The organism is Pyxidicoccus xibeiensis (assembly GCF_024198175.1).
Taxonomy (GTDB): Bacteria; Myxococcota; Myxococcia; order Myxococcales; family Myxococcaceae; genus Myxococcus; species Myxococcus xibeiensis.
The window spans coordinates 108,023-121,694 of the sequence record NZ_JAJVKV010000018.1; the positions used below are offsets into that span (position 1 = coordinate 108,023).

Below are 13,672 nucleotides of genomic sequence, written 5' to 3' on the forward strand. Positions count from 1 at the left end.
TGTCGGCCTACTGCCGCGGCGAGGGGACGGCGGCCAGGGGAAGGGGCGCGGACGGCCCGGCGGCGGTGGGGCTCGCGGGCAGCGACATCACCTCCACGCGGACCTGGTCCGCCTGCACCGTGGCCCCCGGGGTGCCCACGCGGGCACGGGCCAGGAAGCGGTCGGTGGACGGGGAGATGCGGTCCAGGAAGGGCTGCGGCATCAGCCCCATCACCACCACGAGGATGATGAAGGGCAGCACGGTGAGCCCCTCGCGCAGGTTCATGTCCCGCAGGTGCTGGTTCTCCCGGTGGGTGAGCCCGCCGAAGAACACCTTCTGCACCATCCACAGCATGTACGCCGCGCCGAGGATGACGCCCAGCGTGGCGAACGCGCCGAACACCGCCGTCAGGTGGGGATTGCCGGCCGCGGCGCCCAGGTCGCTCTTGAAGGTACCCAGCAGCACCAGGAACTCGCCGATGAAGCCGTTGGTGCCCGGCACCGCCACGGACGAGAAGGTGATGATGACGAAGGCCGCGGTGAACACCGGCATCACCTTCGCGATGCCGCCGAAGTCCGCCATCAGGCGGGTGTGGCGCCGCTCGTAGAGGTAGCCGAACAGGAGGAACAGCGCGCCCGTGGACACGCCGTGGTTGAGCATCTGGTACGCGCTGCCCGTGGCGCCCTCGGCCGTCAGCGCGAGGATGCCCAGCATGCAGTAGCCCAGGTGGCTCACCGACGAGTACGCAATCAGCTTCTTGATGTCCCGCTGCGCCAGGCACATCAGCGCGCCGTAGACGATGCCGATGATGGACAGCGTCGCCAGGAACGGGCGCGCCTGCTGCGCGGCCACCGGGAAGAAGGGAATCGCGAAGCGCCAGAACCCGAACGTCCCCATCTTCAGCATGACGCCGGCCAGAATCATGGAGCCGGCCACCGGCGCCTGCACGTGCGCGTCCGGCAGCCACGTGTGCACCGGCCACATGGGCACCTTGATGGCGAACGCCAGCGCGAAGGCCGCGAACAGCCAGGGGCCCCAGCCGTGGAGCGTCCGCGCCAGGCCGGTGAGCGAGTCACATGCTCCCTCCGGCCCCGCCACGCACGTGGACAGCTGGCGGTTGGCATCCAGCAGGCCGTTGTAGATGGCCGCGTAGTCGAACGAGCGGCCACCCGCGGGCCCGCTGATGAAGTACACGGCGACGATGGCCACCAGCATCAGCAGCGAGCCGGCCAGCGTGTAGAGGAAGAACTTCACCGCCGCCATCTGGCGGTCCTCGGCGCCCCACACACCCACCATGAGGTACATGGGGATGAGCATGGCCTCGAAGAAGATGTAGAAGAGCAGCACGTCCAGCGACACCAGCGCGCCCAGCATCGTCGTCTGGAGTACCAGCAGCGCCAGGTGGAACTCCTTGATGCGGTGGCTGATGTACGTGGTGGAGGCCAGCACCACCAGGGGGCCCAGGAAGACGGTGAGCAACAGCAGGCTCACCGCCAGGCCGTCCACGCCCACGTGGTAGCTGGTGCCGAACATCTCGAACCAGGGCACCCGGTACTCGAGCTGGAACTCCGGCCCGCCCGGCACGTACCGCAGGTACGCCCAGACCCCGAAGATGGCGTCCACCACCATGCCGATGAACGTGACGGTGCGAATCTGCCCCGACTCGCCCGCGGGCAGGAGCAGCACCAGCGCCGCGAAGACGAGCGGCAGGAAGACGACGAGGTTGAGCAGGTGGTTGTCGAAGAAGCTCATTGCATCACCTGGATGAGGGCGTAGGCCACGCCGCCCAGCAGGGCGAGGGCCATCACTGCGGCGTAGGCCTGGGCGTCGCCCGTCTGGACGTAGCGCAGCGCGCTGCCCACGCGCGCCGTCACCCACGCCGTGCCGCGGACCGCCACGGTGTCGATGAGGAGCGCGTCCACCACGCGGAAGAGGATGAAGCTCATGAACTTCACGGGCCGGATGACGACCAGCTCGTACAGCTCATCCACGTAGAACTTGTTCTGCGCCGTGCGGCGCACCGCCCGGGCGAAGGCCGGGGCCGGCTGGCCCACGCGCGCCGGGAAGAACTTCAGGTACAGGAAGGCCGCCACCGCGCCGCCCGACACCGCCACCAGCCAGGCGAAGACGTAGTCGCCGAGGCCGGGCACGCTGGTGTCCAGCTGCACCGTCTTCGCCGTGCTGGCGATGCGCGCCGCCACGCCGAACACCGGGAGCAGGAAGTTCTCGAACACCGGCTGCGGGCGGCCGTCGCCGGGCGCGCGCATCAGCGGGAGCGCGTACACCAGGGCCACCACGCTGAGCACCGCCAGCACCACCAGCGGCAGCGTCATCTGCCAGGCGCTCTCGTGCGCGTGCTCGATCTTCGCCTCCGGCGAGCGCCGGCCCTCGAAGGTGAGCAGGTACAGGCGCATCATGTAGAAGGCCGTGCACGCCGCGATGAACAGGCCCAGGTAGTAGACGGTGCCGGACACCCACTCCAGCCCGGCCAGCTTGTTCAGGTGCACGCCGTGGAAGATGGCGTCCTTGGAGAAGAAGCCGGACAGCGGGACGATGCCGGTGATTGCCAGCGTGGCCACCAGGAAGGTGCCCCACGTCCAGCGCATCTCCTTGCGCAGCCCGCCCAGCTTCTTGATGTCCGTCTCGTCCGCGTTGCCGTGCATCACGCTGCCGGCGCCGAGGAAGAGGCACGCCTTGAAGAACGCGTGCGTCACCAGGTGCAGCACCGCCGCCCAGAAGACGCCCATGCCCACGCCCATGAACATGATGCCCAGCTGGGACACCGTGGAGTAGGCGAGCACCTTCTTGATGTCGTCCTGCGCGAAGGCGATGAGCGCCGCCAGCAGCGCGGTGAGCGCGCCGATGATGGCCACCGTGGCCATGGCGGTGGGGCTCAGCACCAGCAGCGCGGACATGCGGCTGAAGAGGTAGACGCCCGCGGTCACCATCGTCGCCGCGTGGATGAGGGCGGAGACCGGCGTGGGGCCGGCCATGGCGTCCGGCAGCCAGACGTAGAGCGGCAGCTGCGCGCTCTTGCCCGCCGCGCCCAGCAGGAACAGCAGCATGGCCGCCGTCATCACCCCGCCGAAGGTGTAGCCCGCCAGGGGGCCCTCCTCGATGGGAGTGGTCAGGTCCACCTTGTCGGTGCCCGCGTCCGTCAGGCCCTCGGCCATCTTCTCCAGGCCCTTGAAGTTGACGGGGCCGTGCTTCTCCAGCGCCGCCTCGAAGCGGGGGCCGCTGGCGCCGGCGTTGGCGAAGTCCGCGGAGTTCGCCTGGCGCGTGAAGGCCGCCATCAGCAGCACCAGCAGGAACGTGCCGATGAGGAAGGCGAAGTCGCCGATGCGGTTGGTGATGAAGGCCTTGCGCCCCGCCCAGGCCTTGGCCGGGTCCGTGTACCAGAAGCCGATGAGCAGGTAGCTGGCCATGCCCACGCCCTCCCAGCCCACGAACAGCAGGACGAGGTTGTCGGCCAGCACCAGCGTCAGCATCGCCGCGACGAACAGGTTGAGGTACGCGAAGTACCGCCAGTACCCGTCGTCGTGCTCCATGTAGCTGGTGGAGTACAGGTGGATGAGGAAGCCCACGCCGGTGATGACCAGCAGCAGGATGCCGGACAGGTGGTCCACCGCCAGCCCGAAGTTCACCCGGAAGTCGCCCGCGGCGAACCACGTGCCGTAGTCATACGACAGGGCGTACTTGACGTAGTCCGCTTCGATTCCGAACGGGTTCTTGTAGAAGGCCAGCAGGCGTCGCACGCCCCCGACCTCGGCCGTGTGGCTGGTGGCCCAGAAGGCCAGCACGCTCAGCACGAAGGCGCCGCCCACCGCCGCGCAGGCGATGAGGTGCACGTTGGCGCGGCCCAGCATCCGGCCGAACACGCCGCAGATGAACGCGCCCAGCAGCGGCAGCGCGATGATGAGCCACAGCGAGGGCTCCATCAGCTCGGGCGGGACGGGCGCCGTCTGGAGGAAATTGGCGAGGGTCGCGAGGGTCATGAGAGAGAGGGCTCCTGGCGGCGTCAGTGCTTCATCGTCCGGATGTCTTCCACCAGGACGCTGCCCCGACTGCGGAACACGGCGATGACGATGGCCAGGCCGATGGCCGCCTCGGCCGCCGCCACCGCGATGACGAAGAAGGCGGAGACGTGGCCGACGCTGTCACCGCGCATGCGGGCGAACGCCAGGAACGTCAGGTTCGCCGCGTTGAGCATCAGCTCCACGCACATGAAGACGACCAGTGCGTTGCGCCGCACGAGGACGCCGAACATGCCCATGCAGAACAGCGCGGCGGCAAGCAGGAGGTAGTAGGTGATGGGAACCATGGGCCGATTCGGGGCCTCGCGGGCGGCTACCGTGTGGGCCGCCATCTAGCACAGAAAGTTGTCGGGGGACGGCGATCAGATTCGCGACTTGGCCACCACGACCGCGCCCACCATGGCCACCAGCAGCAGCAGGCTCACCGCTTCGAAGGGAAACAACCACTGGGTGAAGATGGCCTGCCCCAGGTTGCCCATGGTGCCGAAGGTGGCCTGCGCCTCCGTGCTCATGGGCGCGACCTCGCCGGGCACCTTCGACAGGATGATGGCCAGCACGGCCAGCAGTCCCACCGTCGCCCCGCCGCCGGCGATGCGCGCCAGCGTGGGCCGGCCCCGCGTGGGGGACTCGCCCAGGTTGAGCAGCATGATGACGAAGAGGAAGAGCACCATGATGGCGCCCGCGTACACGAGCACCTGCAGCACGGCCACGGTGTGCGCCCACAGCAGCACGTAGATGCCGGCCAGGAAGAAGAACGTGGACACCAGCGCCATGGCCGAGTTGATGGGGCTGCGCGCGAAGATGACCATGCCGGCCGACAGCAGCGTCAGGAGCGCGAACGCCCCGAAGAGGATGAGCTCGATGTTCAAGACCAGTCTCCGAACGAACCCCAGGGCTTGTCGCCGAACGGGCAGCGGTGCTCGCGGATGTGCGCCTCGAACTCGTCCCGGAACCGCATGAGGAACGAGTGCGTGGGCAGCGCCGCCGCGTCACCGAGCGCGCAGATGGTGTTGCCCAGGCCAATGGGCGGGTAGGGGGCAATCGACGAGGCCACGTTGGACAGCATGTCCACGTCGCCCGGCTCGCCGCGGCCCTCTTCAATCTTGCGCAGAAGGCGCGTCTGCCAGGGCGTGCCCTCGCGGCACGGCGTGCACTGGCCGCAGGACTCTTCCGCGTAGAAGCGCGCCACGCGCCACAGGCTGCGCACCATGCAGGTGGCGTCGTCCATGACGATGACGCCGCCGGAGCCCGCCATGGTCTGCTTCACCTTGAGGGCCTCGAACTCCATGGCCACGTCCAGCTCGTCCGCGCCCAGCACCGGCGCCGAGGAGCCGCCCGGAATCACGGCCTTCACCTTGCGGCCCGCCGGCATGCCCCGGCCGTACTGGTCGTCGTAGATGAGCTCGGCGAGGGTGGTGAACATCGACACCTCGTACACCCCCGGCCGGTTCACCGTGCCGGAGAGGCACACGAGGCGGGTGCCACCGGACTTGTCCGTGCCCAGCTTCGCGTAGGCGTCCGAGCCCTTCTGGAACACGGCGGGGACGCTGGCGAGCGTCTCCACGTTGTTCACCACCGTGGGGCAGCCGAACAGGCCCACCACCGCGGGGAAGGGCGGCTTGAGGCGGGGCCAGCCCTTCTTGCCCTCCAGGCTCTCCAGCAGCGCCGTCTCCTCGCCGCAGATGTACGCGCCCGCGCCCCGCACCAGGTAGCAGTTGAGCTCGAAGTCCCTGCCCAGCAGCGTCTTGCCGAAGATGCCGGCCTTGTAGGCCTCGTCGATGGCCGCCTGGGTGCGCTCCGCCTGGAACTTGAACTCGCCGCGCAGGTACACGTAGCAGGTGTGCACGCCCAGCGCGTACGACGCGATGGCGATGCCCTCCAGCATCATGTGCGGGTCGTCGCTGAGGATGTAGCGGTCCTTGAAGGTGCCCGGCTCGGACTCGTCGCCGTTGACCGCGAGGTACTTGGGCTTGGGGCTGTCCTTGGGGACGAAGCTCCACTTGAGGCCCGTGGGGAAGCCGGCGCCGCCGCGACCGCGGAGGTTCGACTTCTTCACCTCGTCGATGATGGCGGCCGGCTGCATCTCCAGCGCCTTCTTCAGCGCCTCGTAGCCGCCCCGCTTGCGGTAGCTGTCCAGGGTCCAGGACTGCGGCTTGCCCCAGGCCGCCGAGATGATCGGTTCAATCGCCTTTGCCGTAGAGGCCATGATGGTGACGTCCTGACAGAGAAGGGGTGGAGGATCAGCTCAGCTTGGCGAGGATGGCGTCCAGCTTCGCCCGGGTGAGGCTCTCGTGATGATCCTCATTGATCTGCAGGCACGGCGCCGTACCGCACGAGGCCAGGCACTCGGTCTCCCGCAAGGTGAACTTCTCGTTGGCTTCACCTGCCTTGAGGCCGAGCTTCTCCTCCAGGTAGGCGAGCATCTTCTCCGCGCCCCAGAGCGAGCAGGAGAGGTTGGTGCACACGTCGATGACGTACTTCCCCGGCTTCTTGAGGTGGTACATCACGTAGAAGCTCGCCACTTCCATGGCGCGCTCGGGGGTGACCTGGAGGTGCTTGGCCACCAGGCGCAGTCCCTCGGGCGGGAGCCAACCCTTGAGCTCCTGGAGCAGCCGCAGCGCCGGGAGCATGCCCGCGCTTTTGCGATCCGGAGGGTAGTGGGAGATGATCTCCGCGATTCCCGCGTCGAACTTCTTCTGCTCTTCAGGGGTGAACAGGGGCTCCGCCATGGCGGGGCGTACGTATTGCCCCAATGGCTTCGTTGTCAACATAAACCCTCGACGCTACACTGGGCGGCCATCAGCAAATTGCCGAGCGATTTCAACCCCTTGTTATGAGCCCGGGACCAGAGGACAAGCGCCAGCACACCCGAGTCCCGGCCGTGCTGAGGGTGGACTACACGGATGGGCGACAGGCCCGTGACGTGACGGAGAACCTGTCCCATGAGGGCCTGTTCGTGCAGACCGAGCAGGCATTCAGCCCGCACGAGGAGGTGCGGCTCGCACTTTCTTTCCCGGGGCTGCTGGATCCGGTAGAAGTCTGCGGAACCGTGGCCTGGGTCAGGCCGGCGAGCTCCGATCATCCCGGAGGCGTCGGCGTCCGCGTGGAGCGCGAGCAGGACCGGCGGAAACTGGGTGACATCTTGAGTGCGGCAGGAGCAGACAGCCAGGTGTCCCACGCCGAGCACGAGGGGTTCCGTGTGCTCATCGTCGAGGACAACCCGCACATCATCGAGATGTACAGCTACGTCCTGAAGAAGCTGGCCAGCGGCGAGCTCCACGGGAAGGTCCCGCTGGAGGTCCACTTCGCGCCGGACGGGCACCACGCGCTGCTGATGCTGCGCGAGGGCCGCTTCAACCTGGTGATGACGGACCTCTACATGCCGGTGATGGACGGCTTCGCCCTCGTGGAGCGCATCCGCGAGGAAGAGGCCCTGAGGACCATCCCCATCATCGCCATCTCCGCGGGCGGCAAGGAAGCGCAGGACCGCGCCATGCAGCTGGGCGTGGACATCTACCTGCGCAAGCCGGTGCGCTTCGTGGAAGTGCTGGAGACGGTGAAGCAGCTGCTGCGCATCAAATAGTGCGCGGCGCGCACTTTAGAGTGCGACCAACGTTGAGCGCCGGCGCGGGGTCCGCGTAGAGTCCTCCGCACCCATGCCGAAGCCCGCCATCAACCGCGACACCGTCAGTGGCGAGGCGCTGTTCATCCTCCGCAACCTGAGGGAGAACGGCCGTCTAGGACGCTCCAACAAGCTGGCCGATGTGAAGGCCACGCTCGAGCCGTCCGTGTCGCTGGAGTTCGACAACTACTTCTTCTTCCTGCGCAAGTTCCACTACATCGCCATGGACCGCGAGGCCCAGCTCAAGCTCACCGAGCACGGCGAGCGGGTGGCGGGTGGGGAGCTGCAGGACCGCTTCACCTCCGAGGTGGGCGAGTTCTTCGCGGATCAGCTCGGCCCCTCCGAGGACGAGCCGCCCGTGGCGCAGGGCACCGACGAGCCGCTGGTGATGCCGCCGCCCCCGCCGGAGCTGCTGCTGGACGAGGCGGAGGTGGTGATTCCGCCCCTGCCGCCGGCTCCGCCCCCGGCCATGCCTCCCGCGCGCGGCTCGCGCACCGGCCTGCCCGCGCTGGAGGTGACGGCGTCGCAGGCCTCACCGCTCTCCCTGGCGCCGGCCACCCCGGCGGCGCCGGAAGCCCGCCGGGAGGCGACCCTCATCGCGCCTTCGCCCTTCGCGCCGTCCGCGCCCACGCCGGTCGCCGCATCGCTGCCCTCCATCACTCCGCCGCTCGCCGCCGCCCCCATGCCTCCTCCCGCCGCTCCGACTCCCGCCGCTGCCGCGCCGGCCGCCGCCTCCGCCCCGAAGGGCGCGGAGCTGGACCTGCGCTACCAGAAGTTCGACCCCATCGGCACCGGGCCGCTGGGCACCGTCTTCAAGGGCCGCTTCACCGCGCTGGGGTTGGACATCTGCCTCAAGGAGCTGAAGGACATCTTCGGCTACTTCTCCTTCCTCCAGCGCGGCGAGGTGCTGCGGCGCCTGAAGAAGGAGCTGTGCGCCCAGGCCCAGGTGCGGCACCCGGGCGTGGTCCAGGTGGTGGACCAGAACGTGGACACCGCGCGGCCCTACTTCGTCCTGGAGCTGATGCACGGCAGCCTCAAGGAGCGGCTGGACGCGGGCGGTGGCAACGGCATCCCGGTGCCCGTCGCGCTGCGCGCGTTCCTGCAGATGGCGTACGGCCTGCGGGCCGCGCACGCCTCGGGCCTCACGCACCACAACCTCAAGCCGGAGAACGTCCTCTTCGACGCGTACGGCAACGCGAAGCTGTCCGACTTCGGCCTGGGCCGCGTGGTGGAGGTGGACGCCACCAAGGGCATGCCCCAGGTGTTCATGGGCACCGGCGGCATGTCCTATATGGCCCCCGAGCTGCTGGGCCGTGGGGGCAAGGAGCCGGGCGCCTCCGCGGACGTGTACGGGCTGGGCATCCTCCTCTACGAGATGCTCACCGGGCAGATTCCGGGCCGCCGCTCCGCGCTGCCCTCCGAGGTCAACCCCGAGGCCCCCAGCGGCCTGGACCAGCTCTTCGACAAGGCCACCCAGGACAAGCGCGAGCAGCGCTACCCGGACATGGACGCGATGCTGGAGGACTTCTACAAGGCCTTCCCGGACAAGGAGTACCTCGTCCGCGGCGACGTCATCCTCTCTTCGGACACTCCGAAGGGGTAGCTGACGGGTGCCCATGACCTCGCGCCCGTCCGGCAGTGTGCTCGTCAGCGTCACCGGGAAGGACCATCCCGGCATCACCTCCCGCCTCACGGGCCTGCTCGCCGAAGCGGACGCGGAGCTGCTCGACGTGGAGCAGGTGGTGGTGCAGGGCCGGCTCACCCTCTGCCTGCTGGTCCGTCTCCCCGAGGCGAGCGGCGTCCTGAAGGAGCTGCTCTTCGCCGCGAAGGAGCTCGGCGTGGAGCTGGACTTCCATGCGGTGGAGGAGACTCCCGCGGTGGCCGGAGGCGGCCCGCAGCGCTACGTCGTCACCGCCGTGGGCCGCGCGCTGGGCGCCCGGGAGCTGCACGCGCTGTCCGCGTGTCTGGCCGGGCATGGCGCCAACATCGAGCGGATTGCCCGCCTCACCGAGACGCACCTGGGCTCGGTGGAGATTCGCATCACCCTGCCTCCGGCGAAGGACCCGGACGCGCTCAAGCGCGCGCTGCTGGAGCTGTCCATGAAGGCCACCTCCTTCGACGTGGCCCTCCAGCGCGAGAGCCTCTACCGGCGCAGCAAGCGGATGGTGGTGATGGACATGGACTCCACGCTCATCCGCATCGAGGTCATCGACGAGCTGGCGCGTGCGCACGGTGTGGGCGAGCAGGTGGTGCGCATCACCGAGCGCGCCATGCAGGGGGAGATGGACTACGACGAGTCGCTGCGCCAGCGCGTGGCGCTGCTGGCCGGGCTGGACGTCTCCGTCCTGCGGCGCCTCGCCGCGGACCTGCCGCTCACCGAGGGCGCGGAGACGCTGGTCCGCGTGCTCAAGCGCCTGGGCTACCGCACCGCCGTCATCAGCGGCGGCTTCTCCGTGGCCGCGGAGGCGCTCAAGTCGAAGCTCGGCATCGACTACGCGTACTCCAACGTCCTTGAGGAGCAGGACGGGAAGCTCACCGGCCGCACCCTGGGGCCCATCGTCAACGCGCGCCGCAAGGCCGAGCTGCTGGAGACGCTCGCCCAATCAGAAGGCATCCTCCTCGACCAGGTCATCGCCGTGGGGGACGGCGCCAACGACTTGCTCATGCTGGAGCGCGCCGGGCTGGGCATCGCCTTCCGCGCCAAGCCCAAGCTGCGCGAGGCGGCCGACACGTCCATCTCCGCCAGCGGCCTCGACGCCATCCTCCACCTGCTGGGCCTCACCGGACGCGAGCTCCAGGAAGTCCGCTAGAGGACACCGGCCGCGCAAATCCCGCGCGGCCCGCGCAAGGCCTGCGCGCCGGGCGCAAGGCCTGCGCGCCGGGGGCTACAGCCGCATCCGCGCCGCCAGCTCCTTCTGCTGGAGCTGGCCCTTCTCCAGCAGCAGCTCCAGCAGGGCGCGGAGGATTTTGGAGCTCTTCTCCTGGTTCTGCTGCACGGTGTTGAGGCGCTGCAGGTCCTCCTCCGTCCACTCCGACTTGGGCGTCCCGCCGGCGAGGATTTCGTCGAGGATGTCTCCGGCGCTCGCGCCGGCGCCGGGGACGGGCGGGCCCGGCTTCTCCGCGGGGGCGGTGGCGGGGGACCCGGGCGGGACGATGTCGGCGATGCGCTTCACCACCGTCTTGCCGCTCATGTCGACGACCTTGAACTCGTCCTCGCCCTGCTCGTCGAACTCGCCTCCGGAGGAGGACTGGGACGGGGAGCCGCTGAAGCGGGTGCTGGAGACGGGCTCCTGGTTCCGGTAGTGGCGGAGGATGGCGTGCTCGATTTCCCGCTCGCTCGCCACCATGACGACCACGCGGGCGCGGCTCTTCGCCGCCACCTGGTCCAGGGTGGACAGGTCCGTGGGGTCCGCCATGGCCAGCACCAGCGTCTTCCCGTTGTCCTTCAGGCCCACCGGGAAGATGCCCTTCTGCTCCGCCAGGGTGACGTCCACGCGCGCCAGCGCCCCGGCGTCCCGGGTGATGTTGCCCAGCTGCACGCGCTGCATCCCCAGGCCCTGGCAGATGGCCTCGGCGATGGTCTCATCCGTGGCCAGCCCCAGGTCCGCGACGATGCGCGACAGGCGCCCGCCCCACTGGTCCTGACTGGCGAGCGCGCTGCGCAGCTGCAGGTCGTCGATGACGCGGGCCTTGACGAGGATTTCGCCGATGCGATTGCGGGAAGGAGCGGCCATGGTCCGACAGTCTACCGTCTGAATGCGCGGACGCTCAGTCTGTGATGCATACGCCTGCTCCAGCCCCCCAGGAGGCACCCCATGCAGCCCTTCGCCGAAGCCGCCACCCAGGTCTGCCCCTACTGCGGTGAAGAGGTCGAAGTCGACGTGGACCCCGTCGGGGCCAGCTCGGAGACCTACATCGAGGACTGCTCGGTGTGTTGCCGCCCCTGGACGGTCCACGTGTCCCGGGAGGAGGACGCCGTGTCCGTCTCCCTGGGCCGCGACGACGACTGAGCCAGGGCCTCTCTGCTCCCTGGCAGGGCAGGCGGGCAGGCTGCGAAAGCGGGGTGCAGGAGGGCTCCTGGCGGCGCGGGGGCGTTGCTTGACACGTCCGCGAGCATGGTTCTCTTGAGTCCTGTGAGGCGGCGCTGGAGCCCCGGTGGGGGGCCGCGGCGACCGCGAAATGGACAACCCTTTGTCAGTCATGACGTGCGCCCGGAAGGGCGACACGCACAGGAGAAGACCATGCAGAGCCGCAACCCGTTCAACTCCGCCGTCGTCGTCAACCCCTTCATGCGCGACTTCGACGCGCTCTTCCGCGAGCTGACGCAGCCGGTGCGCCGTCAGGCGCCGCGTGAGCGCGTGCCCGCCGCCGACATCATCGAGACCGAGAGCGGCGTGACGCTGCAGCTGGACATCCCCGGCGTCGAGGCGAAGGCCATCCAGGTGAAGGTGGAGAACGACGTCCTCACCGTGCAGGCCGAGCGCAAGGCGGAGCCGCAGGCCCAGGGCGTCACCGTGCACCGCCAGGAGCGCGGCTTCGGGAGCTTCGCGCGCACGTTCGCCCTGCCGGACACGGTGGATGCCTCCAAGGTGGAGGCGCGCTACGAGAATGGCGTGCTCACGCTGACCCTGCCCCGTCGCGAGGAGTCCAAGCCCCGCGTCATCCAGGTCAAGGTCCAGGGCTGAGCCGCGCGCAGACCTCTCCCGGGAGGCCGCTTCCCGCGTCAGCGGTGGCGGCTTCCTCCACACTTCCCCCCTGCCGAGGGCTTCCGCGAGGGGAGCGGAAGCCCTTCCTCCCTAGCGCTTGGCGCTCAGCGCCAGCGGCACGCGGAACAACTCCAGCACCTGCTGCACGTCCAGCGGCTTGGCCATGCACGCCAGCGCGCCGGCCTGCTTGCTCTGCTCGACGACCTCGGGCGAGTGCAGGGACGTCATGGTGATGAGCCGCACGCCCTCCATCTGCTTGCGCGCACGAATCCGCCGGCAGACCTCCAGGCCGTCGATGTCCGGCATGTTGAGGTCGATGATCATGCCGTGCGGCTTCTGCTCCGACACCAGCAGCAGCGCTTCCACGCCGCTCGTCGTCGTCTGCAGCTCCACCTGCGCCGCGTAGGGCTTGAACGCGCGCTTGATGGCGTCCAGCACCGCGCGCTCGTCATCCACCACCAGCAGGCGCACCGTGCCGCTGCCCAGCTCCTCCGGAACCGGCATCTGGTGGGTGATGAGGAAGGTGCGCAGGTCCGCCGAGCGCACCCGGCGATGGCCACCCGGAGTCCTGAATGCCATCAGGATGCCCCGGTCAATCCACTTGCTCACCGTGGACGGATCCACCTGAAGCAAACGACTGATGTCGTGCGTCGTGTAGAGCTGGTCCGTCATCGCCGTACTCCCCTCTTGCTGCATCATTCCGCTGCCCATGGAATTAATCACCTACCTTGAATACGGGGTTTCTTCAACCACCCTGCGCAACGCGTCTATCAGTCCCTCTCATCAGACCCACTGCGTCGTCCCAGCGGCCACTGGCCTTGAGACAAAGCTCCACGAGCTCCCGAGCGGCCCCTCGGCCGCCTGGGCTCTGCGTAACGAAGTGGACCTCCTGACGCACTTCAGGAACCGCATCCGCGGGACAAGCGGCCAGTCCCACGCGTGACAGCGGGGCCAGGTCGTTGTGGTCATCTCCCATGTAGGCACATGCCTCGGCGGGCACGCCCAACTGCTGGAGAAGCTCGTCCAGTGCGGCACCCTTGTCGCGGCGGCCCTGGAATACAGCGGCCAGCCCGAGCTCCCGCCCGCGGACCTCCACGATGCTCGAGGTGCGGGCCGTGAGGATGGCAGCAGGCAGGCCTGAGAGGCGGGCCATGACCAGGGCGTGGCCATCCTTCACATCGAAGCGCTTCATCAGCTCACCGGCGGCGCCGTAATAGAGGCCACCGTCGGTGAGGACCCCGTCTACGTCGAACACGAGCAGGCGCACGCGTGCCGCGCGGGACGTCAGCTCTTCCTTGCCTGGCTTGGAAGGCGCTTCAGTCACCATGGC

14 protein-coding genes are annotated in these 13,672 nt (G+C 68.8%); 5 read left to right on the top strand and 9 right to left on the bottom strand.

The features are described from left to right. Nucleotides 1-7: 7 nt before the first annotated feature. From LXT23_RS43625 to LXT23_RS43650, 6 genes are all read right to left on the bottom strand, one after another. A complete protein-coding gene (locus LXT23_RS43625) occupies nt 8-1,732 on the bottom strand; it encodes a complex I subunit 4 family protein (protein WP_253986428.1) in 1,725 nt (574 codons plus the stop codon). After that, nucleotides 1,729-3,975 (bottom strand): NADH-quinone oxidoreductase subunit L, encoded by a 2,247-nt coding sequence (nuoL, locus tag LXT23_RS43630; RefSeq protein WP_253986429.1) that lies wholly within the window; start codon nt 3,973-3,975, stop codon nt 1,729-1,731. The genes LXT23_RS43625 and nuoL overlap by 4 nt, the downstream gene beginning before the upstream one ends. A 23-nt stretch (nt 3,976-3,998) precedes the next feature. Next, a complete protein-coding gene (gene nuoK, locus LXT23_RS43635) occupies nt 3,999-4,301 on the bottom strand; it encodes an NADH-quinone oxidoreductase subunit NuoK (protein ID WP_253986430.1) in 303 nt (100 codons plus the stop codon). Between the two features lie 75 nt (nt 4,302-4,376). Then, nucleotides 4,377-4,883: an NADH-quinone oxidoreductase subunit J family protein gene (locus LXT23_RS43640; protein WP_253986431.1), complete on the bottom strand. Its 507-nt coding sequence runs from the start codon at nt 4,881-4,883 to the stop codon at nt 4,377-4,379. Then, a complete protein-coding gene (gene nuoF, locus LXT23_RS43645; RefSeq protein WP_253986432.1) occupies nt 4,880-6,220 on the bottom strand; it encodes an NADH-quinone oxidoreductase subunit NuoF in 1,341 nt (446 codons plus the stop codon). Before nuoF ends, LXT23_RS43640 begins: the two co-directional genes overlap by 4 nt. Before the next feature lie 34 nt (nt 6,221-6,254). Then, complete coding sequence (locus LXT23_RS43650) at nt 6,255-6,743, bottom strand: NADH-quinone oxidoreductase subunit NuoE family protein (RefSeq protein WP_253986433.1); 489 nt, start codon at nt 6,741-6,743, stop codon at nt 6,255-6,257. Nucleotides 6,744-6,847: 104 nt separating this feature from the next. Here LXT23_RS43650 and LXT23_RS43655 point away from each other — a divergent pair, with 104 nt between their 5' ends. From LXT23_RS43655 to serB, 3 genes are all read left to right on the top strand, one after another. Continuing rightward, nucleotides 6,848-7,597, top strand: a complete 750-nt coding sequence (locus LXT23_RS43655) for a TIGR02266 family protein (protein ID WP_253986434.1) — start codon at nt 6,848-6,850, stop codon at nt 7,595-7,597. 73 nt (nt 7,598-7,670) lie between these two features. Continuing rightward, nucleotides 7,671-9,239, top strand: coding sequence for a serine/threonine-protein kinase (locus LXT23_RS43660; protein ID WP_253986435.1), 1,569 nt, complete (start codon nt 7,671-7,673; stop codon nt 9,237-9,239). A 13-nt stretch (nt 9,240-9,252) separates the two neighbouring features. Beyond that, entirely contained in the window at nt 9,253-10,446 is a 1,194-nt protein-coding gene (gene serB, locus LXT23_RS43665; protein WP_253986436.1) for a phosphoserine phosphatase SerB, read from the top strand. A gap of 75 nt (nt 10,447-10,521) precedes the next feature. On the opposite strand, the gene LXT23_RS43670 is transcribed toward serB, so the two are convergent. Beyond that, the gene (locus LXT23_RS43670; protein ID WP_253986437.1) at nt 10,522-11,370 is read right to left on the bottom strand and encodes a GspE/PulE/PilB domain-containing protein; all 849 of its coding nucleotides are present in this window, start codon (nt 11,368-11,370) and stop codon (nt 10,522-10,524) included. 81 nt (nt 11,371-11,451) lie between these two features. On the opposite strand from LXT23_RS43670, the gene LXT23_RS43675 reads away from it, so the two are divergent. Then, nucleotides 11,452-11,646: a CPXCG motif-containing cysteine-rich protein gene (locus LXT23_RS43675; protein WP_253986438.1), complete on the top strand. Its 195-nt coding sequence runs from the start codon at nt 11,452-11,454 to the stop codon at nt 11,644-11,646. Nucleotides 11,647-11,877: 231 nt separating this feature from the next. Further along, nucleotides 11,878-12,321 (top strand): Hsp20/alpha crystallin family protein, encoded by a 444-nt coding sequence (locus LXT23_RS43680; protein WP_253986439.1) that lies wholly within the window; start codon nt 11,878-11,880, stop codon nt 12,319-12,321. Nucleotides 12,322-12,432: 111 nt separating this feature from the next. On the opposite strand, the gene LXT23_RS43685 is transcribed toward LXT23_RS43680, so the two are convergent. Together LXT23_RS43685 and LXT23_RS43690 are read right to left on the bottom strand one after the other, a co-directional pair. Next, on the bottom strand, nt 12,433-13,053 hold the full coding sequence (locus LXT23_RS43685; RefSeq protein ID WP_253986440.1) for a response regulator: 621 nt from the start codon (nt 13,051-13,053) through the stop codon (nt 12,433-12,435). A gap of 34 nt (nt 13,054-13,087) precedes the next feature. Then, complete coding sequence (locus LXT23_RS43690; protein ID WP_253986441.1) at nt 13,088-13,669, bottom strand: KdsC family phosphatase; 582 nt, start codon at nt 13,667-13,669, stop codon at nt 13,088-13,090. Between the last annotated feature and the right edge of the window lie 3 nt (nt 13,670-13,672).